Origin of the sequence: Lonsdalea quercina (assembly GCF_900107885.1) — a bacterium.
GTDB lineage: Bacteria > Pseudomonadota > Gammaproteobacteria > Enterobacterales > Enterobacteriaceae > Lonsdalea > Lonsdalea quercina.
The window spans coordinates 169351-189366 of sequence record NZ_FNQS01000003.1 but is presented as its reverse complement, the minus strand read 5'-3'; the positions used below and the strand labels follow the sequence as shown (position 1 = coordinate 189366).

16 protein-coding genes are annotated in these 20016 nt (G+C 58.2%); 12 read left to right on the top strand and 4 right to left on the bottom strand.

What is annotated here, in order from left to right; genetic code table 11:
• The first annotated feature begins 10 nt into the window (after positions 1 to 10).
• The 7 genes from nuoI (at position 11) to BLU64_RS06060 (ending at position 6829) form a co-directional block, all read left to right on the top strand.
• Positions 11 to 553: an NADH-quinone oxidoreductase subunit NuoI gene (nuoI, locus tag BLU64_RS06090; RefSeq protein ID WP_026739920.1), complete on the top strand. Its 543-nt coding sequence runs from the start codon at positions 11 to 13 to the stop codon at positions 551 to 553.
• Between the two features lie 10 nt (positions 554 to 563).
• A complete protein-coding gene (nuoJ, locus tag BLU64_RS06085) occupies positions 564 to 1109 on the top strand; it encodes an NADH-quinone oxidoreductase subunit J (RefSeq protein WP_026741463.1) in 546 nt (181 codons plus the stop codon).
• On the top strand, positions 1106 to 1408 hold the full coding sequence (nuoK, locus tag BLU64_RS06080) for an NADH-quinone oxidoreductase subunit NuoK (protein ID WP_026739918.1): 303 nt from the start codon (positions 1106 to 1108) through the stop codon (positions 1406 to 1408). The genes nuoJ and nuoK overlap by 4 nt, the downstream gene beginning before the upstream one ends.
• Positions 1405 to 3255 carry an NADH-quinone oxidoreductase subunit L gene (gene nuoL, locus BLU64_RS06075; RefSeq protein WP_074728126.1) on the top strand — a complete coding sequence of 617 codons (1851 nt, stop codon included), beginning with the start codon at positions 1405 to 1407 and terminating at the stop codon, positions 3253 to 3255. Before nuoK ends, nuoL begins: the two co-directional genes overlap by 4 nt.
• Positions 3256 to 3354: 99 nt before the next feature.
• Entirely contained in the window at positions 3355 to 4890 is a 1536-nt protein-coding gene (nuoM, locus tag BLU64_RS06070) for an NADH-quinone oxidoreductase subunit M (protein WP_026741465.1), read from the top strand.
• A gap of 6 nt (positions 4891 to 4896) precedes the next feature.
• Positions 4897 to 6360 carry an NADH-quinone oxidoreductase subunit NuoN gene (gene nuoN, locus BLU64_RS06065; RefSeq protein WP_074728124.1) on the top strand — a complete coding sequence of 488 codons (1464 nt, stop codon included), beginning with the start codon at positions 4897 to 4899 and terminating at the stop codon, positions 6358 to 6360.
• A 157-nt stretch (positions 6361 to 6517) separates the two neighbouring features.
• Complete coding sequence (locus BLU64_RS06060) at positions 6518 to 6829, top strand: DUF883 family protein (protein ID WP_026741467.1); 312 nt, start codon at positions 6518 to 6520, stop codon at positions 6827 to 6829.
• A 118-nt stretch (positions 6830 to 6947) separates the two neighbouring features.
• Here BLU64_RS06060 and BLU64_RS06055 read toward each other — a convergent pair whose 3' ends face one another.
• A complete protein-coding gene (locus tag BLU64_RS06055) occupies positions 6948 to 7826 on the bottom strand; it encodes a PhzF family phenazine biosynthesis protein (RefSeq protein WP_026741468.1) in 879 nt (292 codons plus the stop codon).
• A gap of 180 nt (positions 7827 to 8006) precedes the next feature.
• Between BLU64_RS06055 and BLU64_RS06050 the strand changes: the two genes are divergently transcribed.
• The 4 genes from BLU64_RS06050 (at position 8007) to fdhE (ending at position 12334) form a co-directional block, all read left to right on the top strand.
• Positions 8007 to 9599 carry an ABC-F family ATPase gene (locus BLU64_RS06050; RefSeq protein WP_074728122.1) on the top strand — a complete coding sequence of 531 codons (1593 nt, stop codon included), beginning with the start codon at positions 8007 to 8009 and terminating at the stop codon, positions 9597 to 9599.
• A gap of 236 nt (positions 9600 to 9835) precedes the next feature.
• Positions 9836 to 10567 carry a glutamine amidotransferase gene (locus BLU64_RS06045; protein WP_074728211.1) on the top strand — a complete coding sequence of 244 codons (732 nt, stop codon included), beginning with the start codon at positions 9836 to 9838 and terminating at the stop codon, positions 10565 to 10567.
• A gap of 68 nt (positions 10568 to 10635) precedes the next feature.
• On the top strand, positions 10636 to 10971 hold the full coding sequence (locus tag BLU64_RS06040; protein ID WP_026741471.1) for a YgaC family protein: 336 nt from the start codon (positions 10636 to 10638) through the stop codon (positions 10969 to 10971).
• Positions 10972 to 11410: 439 nt separating this feature from the next.
• Positions 11411 to 12334: a formate dehydrogenase accessory protein FdhE gene (fdhE, locus tag BLU64_RS06035; RefSeq protein WP_026741472.1), complete on the top strand. Its 924-nt coding sequence runs from the start codon at positions 11411 to 11413 to the stop codon at positions 12332 to 12334.
• 56 nt (positions 12335 to 12390) lie between these two features.
• Here the strand turns inward: fdhE and BLU64_RS06030 are convergent, their stop codons facing one another.
• A complete protein-coding gene (locus BLU64_RS06030) occupies positions 12391 to 13581 on the bottom strand; it encodes a multidrug effflux MFS transporter (RefSeq protein WP_074728120.1) in 1191 nt (396 codons plus the stop codon).
• A 928-nt stretch (positions 13582 to 14509) separates the two neighbouring features.
• Here BLU64_RS06030 and BLU64_RS06025 point away from each other — a divergent pair.
• Positions 14510 to 15526 carry a Ppx/GppA phosphatase family protein gene (locus BLU64_RS06025; RefSeq protein ID WP_051625412.1) on the top strand — a complete coding sequence of 339 codons (1017 nt, stop codon included), beginning with the start codon at positions 14510 to 14512 and terminating at the stop codon, positions 15524 to 15526.
• Positions 15527 to 15609: 83 nt separating this feature from the next.
• Here BLU64_RS06025 and ggt read toward each other — a convergent pair whose 3' ends face one another.
• Complete coding sequence (gene ggt, locus BLU64_RS06020) at positions 15610 to 17373, bottom strand: gamma-glutamyltransferase (RefSeq protein ID WP_074728118.1); 1764 nt, start codon at positions 17371 to 17373, stop codon at positions 15610 to 15612.
• Between the two features lie 196 nt (positions 17374 to 17569).
• Positions 17570 to 19846, bottom strand: coding sequence for a molybdopterin guanine dinucleotide-containing S/N-oxide reductase (locus BLU64_RS06015; protein ID WP_074728116.1), 2277 nt, complete (start codon positions 19844 to 19846; stop codon positions 17570 to 17572).
• Positions 19847 to 20016: the final 170 nt, after the last annotated feature.

Genomic DNA, 20016 nt, shown 5'->3' with positions numbered 1-20016 from the left:
TGAATAAACCATGACACTGAAAGAACTCTTGGTGGGTTTTGGCACCCAGGTCCGCAGCATTTGCATGGTGGGGTCCAACGCGTTCAAAAAACGTGAAACCCGCATGTATCCTGAGGAGCCGGTGAATCCGCCGCCTCGTTACCGTGGTCGTATCGTCCTGACGCGCGACCCCGACGGCGACGAACGCTGCGTCGCCTGCAACCTGTGCGCCGTAGCCTGTCCGGTCGGCTGCATCTCGCTGCAGAAAGCGGAAACGAAAGACGGGCGGTGGTATCCGGAATTCTTCCGCATCAACTTCTCACGCTGCATCTTCTGCGGCATGTGCGAAGAAGCCTGTCCGACGACAGCCATCCAGCTGACGCCCGATTTTGAGATGGGTGAATTCAAACGCCAGGATCTGGTGTACGAAAAAGAAGATCTGCTGATCTCGGGGCCGGGTAAATATCCGGAATATAACTTCTATCGGATGGCCGGCATGGCGATCAATGGGAAAGACAAAGGCGAAGCCGAAAACGAAGCCAAGCCCATTGATGTCAAAGGTCTGCTGCCTTAAGGAGCCAAGCATGGAATTCGCTTTTTATGCGGCTGCGTTGATTGCGGTACTGGCAACGTTGCGTGTCATTACCCATACCAATCCAGTGCATGCACTACTTTATTTAATCGTGTCTCTGCTGGCCATCGCCTGCGTGTTTTTCTCGCTGGGCGCCTATTTTGCGGGCGCGTTGGAAATCATCGTCTACGCCGGCGCCATTATGGTGCTGTTCGTCTTCGTGGTGATGATGCTGAATCTCGGCAGCGCCGTAGCGGAGCAGGAAAAACAGTGGCTCAAGCCTGCCGTCTGGATCGGCCCCGGTATTTTGTCGCTGCTGCTGCTGGCGGTCATTATCAAGGGAATCTACAGCGTTAATGGCGAAGGCATTCAGGGCAGTGTGATTGATGCCAAAGCGGTTGGTATTACGCTGTTCGGACCTTATGTGCTGGCGGTAGAGCTGGCTTCTATGCTGCTGCTGGCCGGGTTGGTCGTCGCCTTTCACGTCGGCCGTGAAGACCGGCTCGACGGCGTGGCGGACGCCGACGCCGATAAGAAAACAACGGAGGGACGGGCATGATTCCCCTACAACACGGTTTGCTGCTGGCGGCCATTCTGTTTGTGCTGGGCCTGACCGGGCTGATTATCCGGCGCAACCTGCTGTTTATGCTGATCAGTCTGGAAATTATGATCAATTCGGCTGCGCTGGCGTTTGTGGTAGCCGGTAGCTACTGGGGTCACCCGGACGGTCAGGTGATGTACATTCTGGCGATCACGCTGGCCGCGGCTGAAGCCAGTATCGGCCTTGCTCTGCTGCTGCAGCTGTATCGTCGCCGTCAGACCCTGAATATTGATACTGTCAGTGAGATGCGCGGATGAACTTACTCTATTTAACTCTCTTATTTCCGCTACTCGGATTTTTGTTGCTGGCCTTCTCCCGCGGCCGTTGGTCTGAAAATGTGTCAGCGACCGTCGGCGTGGGTTCAGTCGGCCTGTCTGCGCTGCTGACCTGCTGGATTGGTATAGACTTTTTCAACCATCAGCAGGGCGACGGCGTTGTCTTCTTTAGTCAGCATCTGTGGACATGGATGTCGGTGGGCAACTTCGATATCACCGTCAACCTGGCGCTGGACGGCCTGTCGCTGACCATGCTCTCGGTGGTCACCGGCGTCGGCTTCCTGATCCATCTGTATGCGTCATGGTACATGCGCGGAGAAGAGGGCTATTCCCGCTTCTTCGCCTACACCAACCTGTTTATCGCCAGCATGCTGGTGTTGGTGCTGGCCGATAACCTGCTGCTGATGTATCTCGGCTGGGAAGGGGTAGGGCTGTGCAGCTACTTGCTGATTGGTTTCTATTACACCAATCCAAGCAACGGCGCGGCGGCGATGAAGGCATTCATCGTGACGCGCGTCGGCGACGTATTCCTGGCCTTCGCGCTGTTTATCCTCTATCGCGAGCTGGGGACGCTAAACTTCCGCGAACTGATGGTTCTGGCGCCGCAACATCTGGCGGAAGGTTCGCCGGCCATCACGATGGCGACATTAATGCTGCTGGGCGGCGCGGTCGGTAAATCGGCGCAGTTGCCGTTGCAGACCTGGCTGGCGGACGCCATGGCGGGTCCGACGCCGGTCTCCGCGCTGATCCACGCCGCGACTATGGTCACGGCGGGCGTGTACCTGATCGTCCGTACGCACGGTCTGTTCCTGATGGCGCCGGAAGTTCTGCATCTGGTCGGCATCATCGGCGCCGTCACGTTGGTGCTGGCCGGGTTCGCCGCGCTGGTGCAAACGGATATCAAGCGCGTGCTGGCTTACTCCACCATGAGCCAAATTGGGTACATGTTTCTGGCGCTGGGCGCCGCCGCATGGGACGCCGCTATTTTCCATCTGATGACGCACGCTTTCTTCAAAGCGCTGCTGTTCCTGTCCTCCGGCTCGGTGATCTTGGCCTGCCACCACGAACAGAACATCTTCAAGATGGGCGGATTGCGTAAAACCATTCCGCTGGTTTACGTCTGCTTCCTGGTTGGTGGGGCTGCACTCTCCGCGCTGCCGCTGGTGACGTCAGGCTTCTTCAGTAAGGATGAGATTCTGGCGGGCGCCTGGGCGAATGGACACATCAACTTCGCCATCGCCGGTTTGGCGGGCGCGTTCATGACCTCGCTCTATACCTTCAGAATGATTTTCATCGTGTTCCACGGTGAAGAAAAAACGAAAGCACATGCGCTTAAAGGGATTTCCCACCACCTGCCGCTGTTGATACTGCTGGTGCTGTCCACGTTCGTCGGCGCATTGATCGTGCCGCCGCTGCACGGTGTGTTGCCGCAAACCACGGAGCTGGAACACGGCCATATGCTGACGCTGGAAATCGCGTCCGGCGTCGTCGCGGTGGTCGGTATCCTGCTGGCCGCCGCTTTGTGGCTGGGGCAACGTCGCCTCGTCACCCGCATCGCCAACAGCGCGCCCGGTCGTTTCTTCTCGACCTGGTGGTTCCACGCCTGGGGTTTCGACTGGTTGTACGACAAGATTTTCGTCAAGCCCTATCTGGCGATTGGCGCGCTGCTGAAACACGATCCGTTCGACAAGCTGATGACGATCCCGGCGCTGTTGGTGGCCTGGGGCAATCGTGGTCTGGCGGTCGGTCAGAACGGTCAAGTGCGCTGGTATGTCGCCTCTGTGGGTATGGGCGCCGTCGTGGTGCTGGGATTGCTGTTGCTGGCGTAATGGCGATACAGCGACGTTGAGGGTAGCGGACGTCTGAGTCAGGCGTCCCTGCCGGCAGCAAGTTTCTCGTTTTCTTTATATTTAGGGACACAAAACGCCATGCTACTACCTTGGCTACTTCTTATCCCCCTTATCGGCGGTCTGCTGAGCTGGCTGTTCGAGCGATTCGGCGCCAACGTGCCGCGGTGGATTGCACTGATTACTATGGGGTTAACATTAGCGCTATCCGTACAGCTTTGGCTGCAGGGTGGCTATTCTCTGGCGGTGCCGCACGGCGTGCCGCAATGGCAAGAAGTGTTTGACGCACCGTGGATCCCGCGCTTCGGCATCGGTTTCCATCTGGCCTTGGATGGCCTGTCGCTGCTGATGGTCGTACTGACCGCGCTGCTGGGACTGCTGTCCATACTGTGTTCGTGGAACGAAAAGCATCGCCGTTCGGGCTTGTTTCACCTCAACCTGCTGCTGACGCTGGTCGGGGTGATCGGCGTATTTGTGGCGGTGGACCTGTTCCTGTTCTTCTTCTTCTGGGAAATGATGCTGGTTCCGATGTACTTCCTGATCGCCGTATGGGGTCACGAAGGCGCGGACGAGCGCGCCCGCAGCAAGGCCGCGACCAAGTTCTTCATCTATACGCAGACCAGCGGTCTGGTGATGCTGATCGCCATTCTGGGTCTGGTGCTGGCGCACCACGCGTCCACCGGCGTCTGGACGTTTAACTACGACGCCCTGCTGCGTACCGAGATGTCTCACGGCGTAGAATATCTGCTGATGCTGGGTTTCTTCGTCGCCTTCGCAGTGAAAATGCCGTTGGTGCCGGTACACGGCTGGTCGCCGGATGCCCATGCGTTGGCGCCGACGGCGGGGTCTGTCGATCTCTCGGGTCTGCTGATGAAGACCGCAGCCTACGGTTTGCTACGCTTTAGTCTGCCGCTGTTTCCCACCACGTCTCACGAATTCGCGCCAATCGCCATGTGGCTGGGCGTGATCAGTATTTTCTACGGCGCCTGGTTGGCGTTCAAACAGACCGATATCAAACGTCTGGTGGCCTATACCTCCGTATCGCATATGGGTTTTGTAATGGTCGCCATCTACTCCGGTAGTCAGCTGGCATATCAGGGCGCAGTGGTGCAAATGATTGCGCACGGTCTGTCGGCTGCCGGGATGTTCATTATTTGCGGTCAACTGTATGAGCGCCTGCAAACGCGCGACATGCGTGAGATGGGCGGTCTGTGGGGACGTATTCGTTATTTGCCTGCCGTATCGCTGTTCTTCGCTGTGGCGACGCTGGGGATGCCGGGAACCGGTAACTTCGTCGGCGAATTTATGATTCTGTTCGGCAGCTATCAGGTGGTGCCGGTGATGACGGTCATTTCCACCTTTGGTCTGGTGTTTGCTTCGGTGTACTCGTTGATCATGATGCAGCGCGCCTACTATGGCGCGCCGAAATCAGACGCACCGCTGGCAGGAATGACGACGCGCGAGCTGTCCATCATATTGCTGCTGATTGTGCTGCTGGTCGCGCTGGGTATTTATCCTCAGCCGGTTCTGGATACGTCCAGCGCGGCGATGGCTAATATTCAACAGTGGTATACGTCGTCGGTTCAGAGTTCCATTATTCCAACAACAAGGCTTTAATTCGCCATGACAATAACTCCTCAACAACTGATCGCACTTTCGCCGCTACTCCTCGTCGGATTAACGGTAGTGGTTGTGATGCTGTCCATTGCGTGGCGACGCAACCACGTTGTGAATGCCTCTCTCTCTGTCATCGGCCTGGGTATTTCGCTGGCCGCCCTTTATTGGGTCGGACAGACCGGCCCAACGGACGTGACGCCGCTGATCCGCGTGGATGGCTATTCGATGCTGTATACCGGCCTGGTGCTGACGGCCGGATTGGCGACCTGCCTCTACGGCTACGCCTGGCTCAAGGGATATTCGGATAACCGCGACGAGTTCTACCTGCTGGTGCTCATCGCCACGTTAGGCGGCGTGCTGCTGGCCAGCGCTAACCATCTGGCGTCGCTGTTCATCGGCATTGAGCTAATTTCTCTGCCGCTGTTTGGGCTGGTGGGCTATGTCTTCCGTCAGGCGAGATCGCTGGAAGCGGCCGTCAAATACATGCTGCTGTCCGCCGCCGCGTCCTCTTTCCTGCTGTTCGGGATGGCGTTGGTCTATGCCGGTTCAGGCGAACTCAGCTTCGCCAGCCTGGGCAAAAGCCTGGGCGACCAGCAGTTGTATCAGCCGCTGCTGCTGGCGGGTCTCGGTATGATGATTGTGGGCATCGGCTTCAAGCTGTCACTGGCGCCGTTCCACTTGTGGACGCCGGATGTGTATCAGGGCGCGCCCGCGCCGGTCTCTACCTTTTTAGCGACCGCGAGCAAGATCGCCATCTTCGGTGCCGTGATGCGCCTGTTCCTGTACGCGCCGTTGGTCGATGGCGACTCGGTACGCTTGGCGCTGGCCGTGGTGGCCTTTGTCTCCATCATCGTGGGTAACGTGATGGCGGTGGCGCAAACCAACATCAAACGTCTGCTGGGCTACTCGTCGATCGCGCACATGGGCTATTTGCTGGTGGCGCTGATTGCCGTGCAGTCGCATGAACTGGCGCTGGAAACGGTCGGCGTCTATCTGGTTGGCTATCTGTTTAGCAGCCTGGGCGCATTCGGCGTCGTTAGCCTGATCTCCAGTCCTTATCGCGGCGCCGATGAAGATTCGCTGGCAGCGTACCGTGGCCTGTTCTGGCGTCGTCCGGTGCTCGCCGCGTCCATGTCTGTCATGATGCTGTCGCTGGCGGGGATCCCGATGACGCTGGGCTTCTTCGGCAAGTTTTACGTGCTGGCGGTCAGCGTGAACGCGCAGCTGTGGTGGCTGACCGCAGCTGTCGTCGTCGGCAGCGCTATTGGTCTTTACTACTACCTCCGCGCCATGGTGAATTTGTATCTCTCCAAACCACCGGCGCAGGTCTCGGACCAAAATGAAGCGGCGGCCTGTCCGTTCTCACTGGGCGGTGTTGTGGTGGTGCTTTCCGCCATCGTCGTCGTCGCGCTGGGCCTTTACCCCCAGCCGCTGATTTCACTGGTACAGATGGCGCAGCCCTTGATGTGACTTATGGCGCGTCAATGATGAAAGCCGCGACGTGTCGCGGCTTTTTTTATGACCATGGACAGATAATCAGGAATTATCTGCCGTGATTCGGCCCCGCATCGGCGTCAGGTTATCTATAGTTATAGGGTTCTCGCATTTTCACCAACAGGAGAAAATAATGGCACCGCATGATAAACAGTCACAAGAAGTGAGTATTGAGGATGACGTAAAGTTGCTGTCCACTACGCTGGACGAGCTATTGAAGTATTCCGGCGATTACGCCGACAGCGCCTATCAGGATCTCAAAAAACAGGCCTATGACTCGCTGCAGGATGTCCGATCACGTCTCGGCCCCTCCAAAGGCTGCCGCCATCGAGCCAAAAAGTTTGTGAAGAAGGCGGACAGCTATATTCAGGACAACCCGTGGCATGGAATAGGCATCGGAGCGTCAGTCGGACTGGTGTTAGGGATCTTGCTCGCCCGTAAATAAGGTTTCTCACGTAACGTCGGATGTTGTCGACGCCGTGAAGTGAACAGGCGCCGTATCTTTTCTTTATTATGGATACGGCGCCTGTTTTTATGCTTGGGGCATAGCGGGTGGAAAGGATTCAGGCGTTAAGCATACCGTCAATCAAGGTGCGGCTGTAGCCGCCAATCCACGGCTGACTATCGATGTAGGCGACGTTGACGCGCCCGTTACGGTACAGCATGGTGCCCTGACGGACGCTGTAGCCCAGTTTACTCGTGACGTGGTCCAAATCGTTGCCATGCTGCAATGCGCGAGCGATGCAGGCGTTCGCGCTCCCGGTTACGGGATCCTCAATCACGCTATCCAGCAGGAAAAATGCGCGCACTTCGTAATCGGTTGGCATGGCGCTATCGTGCGGGCCGTAGATGGCGATGCCCTCGGCGCCTGTCGCCGCCAGCAGTTTTTCAAACGCGGGCTGAGCGATTCTGACGCCCAGGCAGGACGCGGCGCTGTCCATCCGCACGATCATCCAATTGATCCCCATACTGACGATGGAAGGCGGCACGTCGCCGTGACGATGGTTGCTGCCGAGTGCCGTGTCAATCAAGGCATAGTGGCTTGCGTCCACCCTATCGATGGCGGCTTCCGGCGCTCTGAAGGCCAGTTGACCGTTGTCGGACAGATTGATGGGTATCAGGCCGAGGCCGCACTGTTGAATGAGTTGCCCCGGGACATGCGGCGTGAGTCCGGCTTCCAGCAACGCATGCGCCGTGCCCAGCGTCGGGTGGCCGGCAAAAGGCAGTTCATGAGAGGGGGTGAAAATGCGAACCAGGTAATCCGCCGTCGGGTCGGTGGACGGTAGCACAAAGGTCGTTTCAGAGAGATTGGTCCATCGGGCGATGGCCTGCATCTGCTCATCACTCAGCCCCTCGGCGTTCAGAATGACGGCCAGCGGGTTACCCTGGAAATCATGGTGGGTGAAGACATCGACCTGTTTAAACTGACGCTCTGATGACATTTGCGCTTCCTTCAGGGTTTTTTCGACATAATAGGTTTTTTTATCCAAGATTAGCACTTGTTTATATTCAGAATCTCACAGAAGCGTCTCTGGTTAAATAGTGCGCGTAGATGGCCGGGATTCTGAAGGCGGCTTATGGCATAATGTGCGGCAAATCACACTTAGATCTGAGTAAATACTGTGCTGGTAACGAATAACATAACGATGCAATTCGGCAGTAAGCCGCTTTTTGAGAACATCTCCGTCAAATTCGGCGGCGGCAACCGCTATGGCCTGATCGGCGCCAACGGCTGCGGCAAATCCACCTTCATGAAAATTCTGGGGGGCGATCTGACCCCCAGCGGCGGCAATGTCTCTCTCGATCCTAACGAACGTCTCGGCAAGCTGCGCCAGGATCAGTTCGCGTTCGAAGAGTACTCTGTACTGGATACGGTCATTATGGGCCACGCCGAACTGTGGGATGTGAAAGAGGAGCGCGATCGCATTTACGCGCTGCCGGAAATGAGCGAAGAAGACGGCTATAAAGTGGCCGATCTTGAAGTGAAATACGGTGAAATGGACGGTTATAGCGCCGAAGCGCGCGCGGGTGAACTGTTGCTGGGCGTGGGGATCCCGCTGGAGCAGCATTACGGTCCGATGAGCGAAGTCGCGCCGGGCTGGAAACTGCGCGTGCTGTTGGCGCAGGCGCTGTTTGCCAACCCGGATATTCTGCTGCTTGATGAACCGACCAACAACCTGGACATCGATACCATTCGCTGGCTGGAGCAGGTGCTGAACGAACGCAACAGCACCATGATCATCATTTCCCATGACCGACACTTCCTGAACATGGTGTGTACGCACATGGCGGATCTGGATTATGGCGAACTGCGTCTCTATCCGGGTAACTACGACGAGTACATGACGGCGGCCACGCAGGCGCGCGAGCGTCTGGTGGCGGATAACGCCAAGAAGAAGGCGCAGATTGCCGAGCTACAGTCGTTCGTCAGCCGCTTCAGCGCGAACGCATCTAAATCCCGTCAGGCTACGTCGCGCGCGCGCCAGATCGACAAAATTCAGTTGGAAGAGATCAAGGCTTCCAGCCGCCAGAACCCGTTCATCCGTTTCGAGCAGGATAAAAAACTGTTCCGTAACGCATTGGAAATCGAAGATCTGGCGAAAGGATTCGACAATGGCCCGCTATTCAGCAAACTCAAACTGCTGGTTGAAGTCGGAGAGAAAGTCGCGGTGCTCGGGACCAACGGTATTGGTAAAACCACGCTGTTGAAAACGCTGGTCGGCGACCTGGAGCCGGATGTTGGCACCGTCAAATGGTCTGAAAATGTGCAGGTTGGCTACTATGCGCAGGATCACGAATATGAGTTCGACGATGAGCTGACGGTCTTTGATTGGATGAGCCAGTGGAAGCAGGAAAACGACGATGAGCAGGCGGTGCGTAGCGTACTGGGTCGTCTGCTCTTCTCACAGGACGACATTCGTAAGAAAGTGAAAGTGTTGTCCGGCGGGGAAAAAGGGCGGATGCTGTTCGGCAAATTGATGATGCAGCGGCCCAACGTGCTGATCATGGATGAACCGACCAACCACCTGGATATGGAATCCATCGAATCGTTGAATATGGCGCTCGAGATGTATCAGGGGACGCTGATCTTCGTTTCGCACGACCGAGAATTCGTCAGCTCACTGGCAACCCGAGTGCTGGAAATCACGCCTGAGAAGGTCATCGACTTCACCGGCAGCTATGAGGACTATCTGCGCAGCCGCGGGATTGAATAACGCCCGGCTTTCGCGGTTTCCATCGCAGCAGTATCGAGCCGTCGCTTTTGCGACGGCTTTTTTGTTAGCGGAATTCGGGTATGGTCTGGCGCTTTTTCCCGTCGAACCGTATCCGTATATCGCCCGCTCGGTGCGAGGGATGCCGCGTGCTTGGCGACGCTTCTCGGCGATGACAAATGATCGAGGTAATGCTACGTTCAGCGTTATTCTTTTCACGCTGGCTTGAAGAAAAACGCATGAACCGTGCTGAAAAACCCGTTTTGATTATCCAGATGGGGCAACCTCCTGCGCCTATCGCAGCAGATGTCGGCCAGCAGTCGGACTGGTTCCGTAGCGCGCTGGCGCAGCTGGAACTGGGCGAACTGCTGATTGTTCGTCCCGACTTGAACGAGGCGTTGCCGCCGCCTTCCTCTCTGACCGCCGCGATCGTGACCGGCTCTTGGGCCATGGTCACCGACCGGTTGGCGTGGAGCGAACGAACGGGCGTGTGGTTGCGTCAGGCTGTGGACGAACAGTTGCCGCTGCTGGGCGTATGTTATGGGCATCAACTGCTGGCGGACGCACTGGGTGGAACGGTGACCAATAACCCGCAGGGGAAGGAAGTCGGGCTGAAAACCGTCTCGCTCGCGCCGCTGGCGTCGCAGGATACTTTGCTGTCCGAACTGCCGACGCATTTCAGCGCCTATCTGACGCATTTACAGTCGGTGGTGACGCCGCCGCCGGGCGCGCAGGTACTGGCGTCATCGGCGTTGGACGGTTGCCAGATCCTGCGCTATTCGCCCACCGCGCTATCTTTCCAGTTCCACCCGGAAATGGATGCGAACGTGATGAACGCCTGTCTGAAAAATAACCGGCAGCCGACGCTGACGGTGCAGGAAGAACCTCGTTGGGCGCGTCGACTGTTGGTGGAGTTTGTGCGTCAGGCCAGGTTGGCGCGGCCCGCCGCGGCCAGGGCAGGTTCGGAGTAGTCCGGTTGTCCCTCGAATTCAATGAGTTATGGTCACTCCCTCAGATTAGCGTAGAGGGAGGACAATTGATGTATTTACGCCCTGATGAAGTAGCTCAAGTATTTGAGAAAGAAGGATTTACTCGCGATACCGTGACGGAAAAAGCCTATGGATTCTACAAAGGCGATCACTATGTTTATGTCAATCGCGAGGCCAGAATGGGGCGTACCGCCGTGGTCATCCACCCCGATCAGGGGGCGAAAAGTCTGAAATATGCGCATCCCGCTGAAACGCTGCGCAGCAGCCCGGCCTATGAGCGCTTCCCTCGCGATCCAGCGTCTGAAACACCATCTTATGTGGGGATTCCGCATGGTTTCACCTCAAGGGCCATGCTGTCTCGTTATCTTGAGCGGATGTTCGGCTGAATACGCTGTGCGCGTGAACGGTGAACCCAGCGCGCATCGTTCTCTTTGTTGGCCGCGAGCGACTCGCGGCCTGAAAAGACCGTCCGCCGGATAGGGCTATGCTTGACCAGCAGTCCCTCAAATACCGGTGCAGAGTGGCGACATGCTCAGGTCCGGCGGGGCGGCGAAATACTTCCCTCGGGCGCACTCGACGCCGCGAAAACATCTGCTCCGCACGACTTTCCTCCGCCTAAGAGACCCCTCCGCCGCGCTAAACCGGTTAAAAAGGTATTTTCGTCCTACACTTAAAGTGACACGGTCAACGTTGCACCGTTTTGTTCCAGCGGCTGGCGCCGCGGGGAACGAATACCGCATGTGGGGTATACTCCCCTTGGAAGCGCGTCGTTCTGGCTAATTATGGTCAGTCCGTCACTGTCACTACAACCGGAAAAGAACCCTGATGAGTTTTCATATTGTTCCTCAGGAACAGCCTGCAGGCGAGGCGGCGACGTCCACACTGGGAACGGTCCCGTCGTTATTGTTCGCCAATCTGAAAAGCCTATACAGCGGCCGCGCCGAACGGCTGCGCCAACTGGCAGATAATCACCCGCTGGGAGACTACCTGACGTTTGCCGCTCAGGTGGTGGAAGCGCAGCAGCACGTCCAACACGATCATCCGCTGAAGATGGACTTCACATCCCTCCTGCAAACGGGCGGAAAGCCGCCGTTGGACGCCGGGCATTTCCGGCGCGATGCGCACTGGCTCACGTTGTTGCAGGCCTTGATTGAGGAGTTAAAGCCGCAGATGAGCGGCCAGATCCTCAGCGCGCTGGAAAATCTGGAAAAGATGTCCGTGCCGGAGAAGGAAGCGCTGGCCGATGCGCTGTTCAGCCAATCGTTTAGCGCCGATAGCAATGACAAAGCCCCCTTCGTGTGGGCCGCGCTGTCGCTCTACTGGGCGCAAATGGCGAGCCAACTGCCCGGTCAGGTGCTCCCGGAAGAAGGCGAACATCGCCAATTCTGTCCGGTGTGCGGCGGCATCCCGGTCTCCGGTGTGGTGCATATGGGGGCGGAAAGCGGTCTGCGTTATCTGCACTGCAACCTGTGTGAAACGGAATGGCACATGGCGCGCGTGATATGCAGCAACTGCGAACAGTCGGAACATCTGAGTTACTGGTCGCTAGAGGACGATCTGGCGGCTAACCAGACGGAAAGCTGCGGCGACTGCGGCACCTACATCAAGCTGCTCTATCAGGAGAAAGACTGCCGGGTGGAAGCGGTAGCGGACGATCTGGCGTCGGTGGTGCTGGATATCAGAATGGAAGAGGAAGGCTTCTTTCGCAGTAGCATCAATCCCTTTTTGTTCCCGGAAAGCGCAATCTGAGTCGCGCGGGGGAGGAGACAGCGCCCTGAGGTCAGGGCGTTGTCGGGTTGAAAGCCTTAGGCCGCGCGCGTTTTAACGGCGAGCAGCACATAGGACAGCACGGCCAGCACGTAACATCCCAGCATCACCAGCGCCATTGACGTGGCGCTGGTGCCCGCCAGTCCGGTCAGCGGCACGCTCAACGCGCCCAGCGCGAACATGCTGAGACCAATGAGCGCCGAAGCGCTTCCCGCCTGATTTCCCTGACTTTGCATGGCCAGCGCGGAGGCGCATGGTCCAATCACCCCAATCATCGCGACGGCGAAAAACAGCGGCACCAAAATCCAGACGAGCGATGCCTGCGTCAGACCGGCGGTGAGTAGTATCGCGGAGGACAGTACTGCAATCGTCAACCCCGCGCGAAGAACGCGCTCCTCCTGATGATTGCGGCTAAAGCGGGCGGACAGCTGTCCGGCGACAATCAGACCGATACCGTTCAGGGCGAAGCACAGGCTAAACATCTGCGGGCTAAGGCCGTAGATTTGCTGCAGCACAAACGGGGATGCCCCAATGTAGGCGAACATACCGGCGCCCGACAGGCCCTGCGCCAGGCACATTCCCATAAACTGACGTTCTTTTAGCAGACTGCCGAGTGACGACAGCATTGCGCCGAGTCCGCCGTGAATGCGACGATCTTGCGGCAGCGTCTCGTGCATGCGGAATGCCGACATCAGCAGTAAGATCATGGCGACCACCGCCAGCGCGATGAAGATGCCGCGCCAGTCGGTCATCCCCATTAACGCGCCGCCCAGCACCGGCGCAAATATCGGCGCCAACCCGTTCACCAACATCAATAACGCGAAAAAGCGGGTCAGCTCATGCCCGGCGTACAGATCGCGGGCCACCGCGCGCGATAATACGGCGCCGCCCGCTCCGGCAATGCCTTGCAACAGACGCGCCGCAAGGAGCTGATGGATATCGGTGGCGAGGGCGCACCCGATTGAGGCTGCCAGCAGCAGCGCCAGCGAAAACAGCAGAGGGCGCATTCTGCCAAGCGCATCGCTAAGCGGCCCAAAAATCAGCTGGCCGCCGCCGAGTCCTAACAGCCCCGCAGTCAGGCTAAGCTGCGCGGTCGAGTTGGAGGTGTTGAGTTCGTTCGTCAACTGGGGCAGCGCTGGCAGATACAAATCGGTGCACAACGGGCCGAGGGCGGCGAGGGAACCCAGCATGAGCGCATAGCCCAGACGGGTAGGGACGTTTTTTTTCATACAATCTCTTTTTCCAGAAAAGCACAGTGATGATGTGTTGATATGGCGCATATCGTGGCGACCGAGGAGCAAGGGATAAAAAGCTGTGTGTTTGTATGCCTAACGCCAGCACGGTATTCGGTCCACGCGTGCGGCGATGGAGGCCTGCGGGAGAATGGGTCGATGCTTGAGCCGACGACATGGAGAAGGTCGCCCTTACCCGCACCGTGGAAACCCGCTTGGCGAAAACCTGGGCGCTCCGTGGCGCAAAAGAAGGGCTGACGCTCGGGGATAGACAAATTGTAGCGGGTATCTGACGGCATCAACGACTCCGGGGAAACTGAGGAAATTCATTATCTCGTTGAATTCCAAGATGAGAATGATAGGCGTGATCGCCGGATAAGACAAATCGAGCGCCGCGCCAGAAGAGGCCGAGTTCTTTTCCAACAGCGGCTGGGAAGGGAATATGTGTACTGGCGATACCCTGCTTTACCTCTATGCTTACACCATGGCGCCGCAGGCCCGCACGACGCTCTCCTCAGCCGTTTCAAAATAGCATAATTAAGGTTAAGTGATTGTAAAAAAAGGCATTAGAGATGCGAAATATCCGGTAAGTTAATTCGCATGGATATTTGACCCGCCTGTCGGCATATCGCATTATGGGCGCGCTTGCGGGGGCCGTGGGACGGTCATTTCCCTTCAGGCAACCTTCGGCGCGGTATGTCACGGTGAGGTCATCGCTTCTTGTGTCCGCAATGACGCAAGCTAGATGGCCTGCCACGCACGCGAGAGTGAGCGCGCTGTGCGGCTTGACATGCTCTCCGTTGGGGATTCAAAACAATTATAACCATCGCGCCGAAACCCAGATTCCGCTCAGAGCGGCTGAAATGCCCACGCAGCATTATGCGTTTTCTCTGGCGGCGGGAACGGCCGAGATCAAGGGACTACCATGATAAAAACTACACGCAGCCTGCTGGCGCTTGCCGGCTTTTTTTTAAGTATCGGTTATGTACAGGCTTCGGACTGTATTGAAACCCGAGCCGGGTTCGACATCGGCTCCGGCACCACCAAAGCGATGGTCGCGGAGGTGGATGTCTGCCATGGCATACTCGGCAATGTCTTGTATCAAGGCGAACAACCGGTAGGCTACAACGCGGATCTGGCGCGTTCCCTCAACGGCGAGTTGAGTCCGGCTATCGCCAACGAAGGGTTGGCGACGCTGCAATCGCTGCTCCATGCGGTGAACCAATGGCATCCGACCCGCATCAGCGGCGTGGCGACGGAGGTTTTTCGCTCCGCCAGCAACGGCGAACAGGTCATCGCCGACTTTGAGCGCAATACCGGACTTTCTATCAAGGTCCTCAGTCAAGAGCAGGAGGCGCTGTTGGGGTTCCTGTCAGCGAAGGCTACGCTCAATCAACCTGCGCTGAGCAACAGCGATATCTTGGTGTGGGACATCGGCGGCGGATCGATGCAGATGACCAGCTTCGAACCGATCAACGGACATCTGCGGCCGGTTGTCTATCTGGGTAAGCTGGCGGCGGTCAGCCTTAAAGACATGATCATCGATGTCTTCCAGAACAAGGATTTGCGAGCGGTTACATCGCCCAATCCGGTCGGCGATCAGGTGCCGATGATCCTGCGCTTCATCCGTTTCTATGCAACGACGCATGTCCGACCGGAGATCCGCCTTGCCGCCGCCCGCAAGCTGGTCATCGGTATCGGCGGGGTGCACAGTTACTCCATTTCCGGGCAGCTCGGAACCGGTCGCAACAGCTATCGTCTGGAAGAGTTGAAGAACATCATCGGGAAAAAGAGCCTCATGGATGACTCGCAGTTACAGGGCAAATATAAAGCCACGGACGTGACTAACCTGCTATTGGTTGAAGGCTTCATGGAAGCGCTCGATATTGCAGAAGTTCACGTCGTGAAGGCCAGTCTGATTCAAGGCGTGTTGCTGCAATAATCTTTTCGCTCCGCTTCATTTGGGCAGAGACCGTCTCCCGAGAGGATATGGCCTCTGCACCCTGTAACTTTCGTCCCTATCCGTTAGTCGCCAACGGCGGACCCCGCGGGTCGCCGTGAGTCATTGGCGCCATAAAGATAACCTTCGCGTACTTTATCGGACACGGCGGAGTCATTGCCTGAATTGGCGGGCTCCACGCCTTGAATACCCTGCAGACCGACCATAATGAGCTCGGCGGCGCCCCAGGGCGTTTGCTCGATCATCTTATACCCGCGTTCCGCCAGCAGCTTCAGCGTATCGGCGGACAAACCGCGTCGTTCGTAGTAGACCTGGTCCGGCAGCCACTGGTGATGGATACGCGGCGCATCCACCGCTTCCTGCGGCGTCATCCCGAAGTCGATAATATTCAATGCGGTTTGCAGCGTAATGCTAATAATGCGCGAGCCGCCGGGTGACCCCAGCACCAGGAAAATCTTGCCGTTTTTGGTGACCAGCGACGGGCTCATGGACGACAGCGGACGTTTTCCCGGCGCGATGGCGTTTCGTTCCCCTTGGACTAATCCATAAAGGTTCTTTTCCCCGACTTTGGTGGTGAAGTCGTCCATTTCATCGTTCAGGAAGAAGCCGGTGCCAGGCGTTATCACGACTGCGCCGAAACGTCCGTTGACGGTATAGGTGGTCGACACCGCATTGCCCTGATTGTCGACGATGGAATAGTGGGTGGTCTCCGGCTTCTCGCGCGGTTCCGCGCCGGGGGTGACCTGCGTCGACGGAGTGGCCCTATCCGGGGCGATCTGGCTGCGAATCTCCGCGGCGTAGGTTTCGCTCAGCAGTTGATCGATCGGGTTGCGTACAAACGCCGGATCGCCCAGATAGGTATTGCGATCTTTATAGGCGTGGCGCAGCGCCTCGGTCAACGTATGGATCGCCTGCGCGGAGTTAAAGCCCATGCTTTTAAGATTGTAGCCTTGCAGAACGTTCAGCGTTTCGCACAGCGTCACGCCGCCAGAGCTGGGCGGCGGAGCAGAAATGAACTTATAGCCCCGATAGGTGCAGCTAATCGGCGCGGTTTCCGTGACCGTATAGCGAGCGAAGTCCGCGGCCGTAATGATACCGCCGCCTTTTTTCGCGGCCGCCTCGATGTTGTGCGGAAGCGCTCCCTTGTAGAAGGCGTCGGGACCGCGATCGGCAATACTTTGCAGGGTGCGAGCCAGGTCTTGTTGCACCAGCCGGTCGCCAGGTTGCATCGGCGAACCATCCGGGCGCAGGAAGAGGCGGGCGGCTTCCGGGTCTTGTCGGAAACGCTTGACGGTGGTGTCCATGATATCGGTGTCGCCGCGGTTCAGGATAAACCCTTCGCGGGCGAGCTTGATGGCCGGCGCCAGCAGCAGCTGGCGGCTCATCGTCCCGTATTTCTGCCGCGCGGTCTCCAGCCCCATCACGGTGCCGGGCACGCCGACCGCCAGATAGCCGTATAGGCTGGCGCCGGGTTTCACTTTGCCTTCCGCGTCCAGATACATCTCCGCGTTGGCCGCCGCTGGCGCGGTTTCGCGGAAATTGATGAAGGTATCTTTACCGTTCGCCAGATGTACGGTCATAAAGCCTCCGCCGCCGATATTGCCGCAACAGGGATTGACCACCGCTTGGGCGTAGCCGACGGCAACCGCCGCATCCACCGCATTACCTCCCTTTTTCAGAATATCAACGCCGACCTGCGAAGCCAGATGCTGCGAGCTAACCACCATTCCCCTTTTCGCCTCTACGGCCGGGATGGAGACCGCATAGGCCGGCCCCACGGTCAGTAGTCCCCATAGGCTTAATGCTAACCACCTTTTTCCTGATGTCATCCCTTGACTCCTGTCGATGTAATACCTGTTCTGTTGATTTTATATCCGGCAGGGCTGCCTACCGATGATGAAACAGCATACGGAGCTGTCTACGACGAGGGTACCATTCGTGAATAGAAAATTGGCAATCAAGTACCAGGACGTGGCGCAAAAGAAAACGGCCCTGTCTTAAGGGCCGTTGGCGTGAACGAGGGGGTCAGGCCGTCGCGTTTTCCGGCGCGGCGACCACCTCGACCAGACAGCTCATGGCGTTAGGGCCTTGGGTGAGAGAAGAGGTGCCGATATCCAGCGTCAGCACGTTGGCGTTGCCGGATTTCTCCACCTCGTCCCACTTCTTCTGCTCCCAGCCCGGATCGAACCAGGCGCCGGTGGCCATGATCACCACGCCCGGCGTGACGCCGTCGGTGATCTTCACCCCGGCGTAAATGCGTCCGCGCGCGTTATGCACTTCAACTTGCATGCCATCGGCGATATTTCGCGCAGCCGCATCCTGCGGGTGCATATAGAGCGTCTCCCGCCCGGCGGTCTTGTTGGCGGTGACCTGCGGCGTGCTGCCGAGCTGGCTGTGCAGCCGGTCCGAGGGCTGGATGGAGATAAAGTGGAGCGGCCATTTTTTCGCCATATCGGCGCCCAGCCATTCGACCGGCGGACGCCACTCGGGATGCGGACCGAAGTCGTCGTAGCGATAGCCTGCCAGCGTCTTGCTGAACAGTTCGATTTTACCGCTGGGTGTCTTCAGCGCGTGCTGCTCCGGGTCATCGCGGAACGCTTCAAAGAACACGAACGGTTTGTCGTCCATCGGAATTTCGACGAAACCCTGACGCCAGAACGTCCCGAAATCCGGCCACGCCTGTCCCGCGTCGCCCTGACGTTCGCGGCACTGCTGGTACATCATCGCCAGCCAGTCGCGCTCGCTGCGGCCCTGGGTGAAGTCGTCTCCGTAGCCTAGCCGTTCCGCCAGCTCACTGAAGATATCCACGTCGTTACGTGCGTGATGCTGGGGCGCAATGGCCTGATGCATAGCGAAAATGTAGCGATCCCGCGAGGAACCGCCGATGTCGTTGCGCTCCAGCGTGGTGGTGACCGGCAGCACGATATCGGCCATGCGGGCGGCGGGCGTCCAGACGATATCTTGCACGACCACGGTATCCGGCTTGCGCCAGCCTTCCACCAGCCGGTTCAGCTGTTGGTGATGGTGAAACGGGTTGCCGCCCGCCCAGTGGATCAGATGGATATCCGGATAGGTGTGCGTCTGGCCTTGAAACGTATAGGGCTGACCGGGCTGCAATAGCATGTCGGCGATGCGCGCGACGGGGATGATGCTGCCGCGATTCGGCACGGAAGGCGAGGCCGGGGCGGGGGTGGCGATCCGTTCGTTGCCGACGCTGTTCATCGAGCCGTGTCCGAACGAGAAGCCGCCGCCGGGCAGGCCGACCTGACCCAACATGGCGGACAGGGCGATCATCATCCAGTAAGGCTGCTCGCCGCGATGTGCGCGCTGTACGGAGTAGGAACAGGTAATAAAGCTGCGCACGCCGATGAGTTGTTGCGCAAGCCGCGCGATCCGGGCTGCCGGAATGCCGGTAATGACGCTGGCCCACTCGGGCGTTTTGGGCGTGCCGTCGGTGCGGCCGTCGAGATAATCGCTCAGCGCCTCGTAGCCCACGCAGTAGCGTTCGAGAAACGCGCGATCATCGGCTTCGAGACGGCGAATCTCGAACCCCAGCGCCAGCATCAGCGCCACGTCGGTGTTGGGGCGAATCGGAATCCATTCCGCGTCGACGAACGCCGGACAGTCGTCGCGCATCGGACTGATGTTGATGACCGGGATCCCCCTGGCTTTGAGCGTCTCCAGCGCGACTTTCAGCGTGTGCTGACCCGCACCGCCGGAGGCCACCTGCGCGTTTTTCAGCGCCAGACCGCCAAAGGCGATAAACAGCTGGCAGTGGTCCGCCACGCTGCGCCATTCGGTGACTTTACCGGTGAGCGGATGGAAGGTGCCGATGACGTACGGCAAGAAGAACTGCGCCGCGCCCCAGCTGTAGTTACCCGCCTGATCGACCGCGCCGCCGCCGCTGAAGTAGAAGCGGCGCACTTGAGAGCGCGCGTGGTGATAGCGTCCGGCGGAAGACCAGCCGTAGGAGCCGGCGAACAGACTGTCTGCGCCGTAACGGTCGCGCACGCGCCGGTTTTCTTCGGCCACCAGATCCAGCGCGACGTCCCAGTCCACCTCCACAAACGGCTCTTTGCCGCGCAGCGAGGTGTCGCTGTTTTCCCGTTTAGCCAGCCAGGAACGGCGGACGGCGGGTTTGCGGATGCGCTGCGGCGAATAGACCAGCGGTACAATGCTGTCGAGCATCGGAGAAGGATCGGGGTCGGCGGCAAACGGTTCGCAGCCAATCAGCCTGCCGTCTTCCACTACGGCCGTAAATGCGCCCCAGTGCGCGAGATGGGGGTAACGCGTGATTGTCATAGTGCCCTCGGAAAATCGGTGGTTTTCCTCGCCGAAGAGCCGGCATGTATTGTCTGCGGATAATGATCCGGATAAGCAATAAACACGATGTGGACCAGATGGTAAAGAGGGGCGGCGCTTTTTTAGTGCAGCCGAATATCGCTCAAGGTGCATGTGGTTGTTTTTTAACC

Excerpts from the sequence above, each read along its gene's own strand:
- nuoI (WP_026739920.1), top strand. The coding sequence starts at position 11 with ATGACACTGAAAGAACTCTTGGTGGGTTTTGGCACCCAGGTCCGCAGC.
- nuoJ (WP_026741463.1), top strand. The coding sequence starts at position 564 with ATGGAATTCGCTTTTTATGCGGCTGCGTTGATTGCGGTACTGGCAACG.
- nuoK (WP_026739918.1), top strand. The coding sequence starts at position 1,106 with ATGATTCCCCTACAACACGGTTTGCTGCTGGCGGCCATTCTGTTTGTG.
- nuoL (WP_074728126.1), top strand. The coding sequence starts at position 1,405 with ATGAACTTACTCTATTTAACTCTCTTATTTCCGCTACTCGGATTTTTG.
- nuoM (WP_026741465.1), top strand. The coding sequence starts at position 3,355 with ATGCTACTACCTTGGCTACTTCTTATCCCCCTTATCGGCGGTCTGCTG.
- nuoN (WP_074728124.1), top strand. The coding sequence starts at position 4,897 with ATGACAATAACTCCTCAACAACTGATCGCACTTTCGCCGCTACTCCTC.
- BLU64_RS06060 (WP_026741467.1), top strand. The coding sequence starts at position 6,518 with ATGGCACCGCATGATAAACAGTCACAAGAAGTGAGTATTGAGGATGAC.
- BLU64_RS06055 (WP_026741468.1), bottom strand. The coding sequence starts at position 7,826 with ATGTCATCAGAGCGTCAGTTTAAACAGGTCGATGTCTTCACCCACCAT.
- BLU64_RS06045 (WP_074728211.1), top strand. The coding sequence starts at position 9,836 with ATGAACCGTGCTGAAAAACCCGTTTTGATTATCCAGATGGGGCAACCT.
- BLU64_RS06040 (WP_026741471.1), top strand. The coding sequence starts at position 10,636 with ATGTATTTACGCCCTGATGAAGTAGCTCAAGTATTTGAGAAAGAAGGA.
- fdhE (WP_026741472.1), top strand. The coding sequence starts at position 11,411 with ATGAGTTTTCATATTGTTCCTCAGGAACAGCCTGCAGGCGAGGCGGCG.
- BLU64_RS06030 (WP_074728120.1), bottom strand. The coding sequence starts at position 13,581 with ATGAAAAAAAACGTCCCTACCCGTCTGGGCTATGCGCTCATGCTGGGT.
- BLU64_RS06025 (WP_051625412.1), top strand. The coding sequence starts at position 14,510 with ATGATAAAAACTACACGCAGCCTGCTGGCGCTTGCCGGCTTTTTTTTA.
- ggt (WP_074728118.1), bottom strand. The coding sequence starts at position 17,373 with ATGACATCAGGAAAAAGGTGGTTAGCATTAAGCCTATGGGGACTACTG.
- BLU64_RS06015 (WP_074728116.1), bottom strand. The coding sequence starts at position 19,846 with ATGACAATCACGCGTTACCCCCATCTCGCGCACTGGGGCGCATTTACG.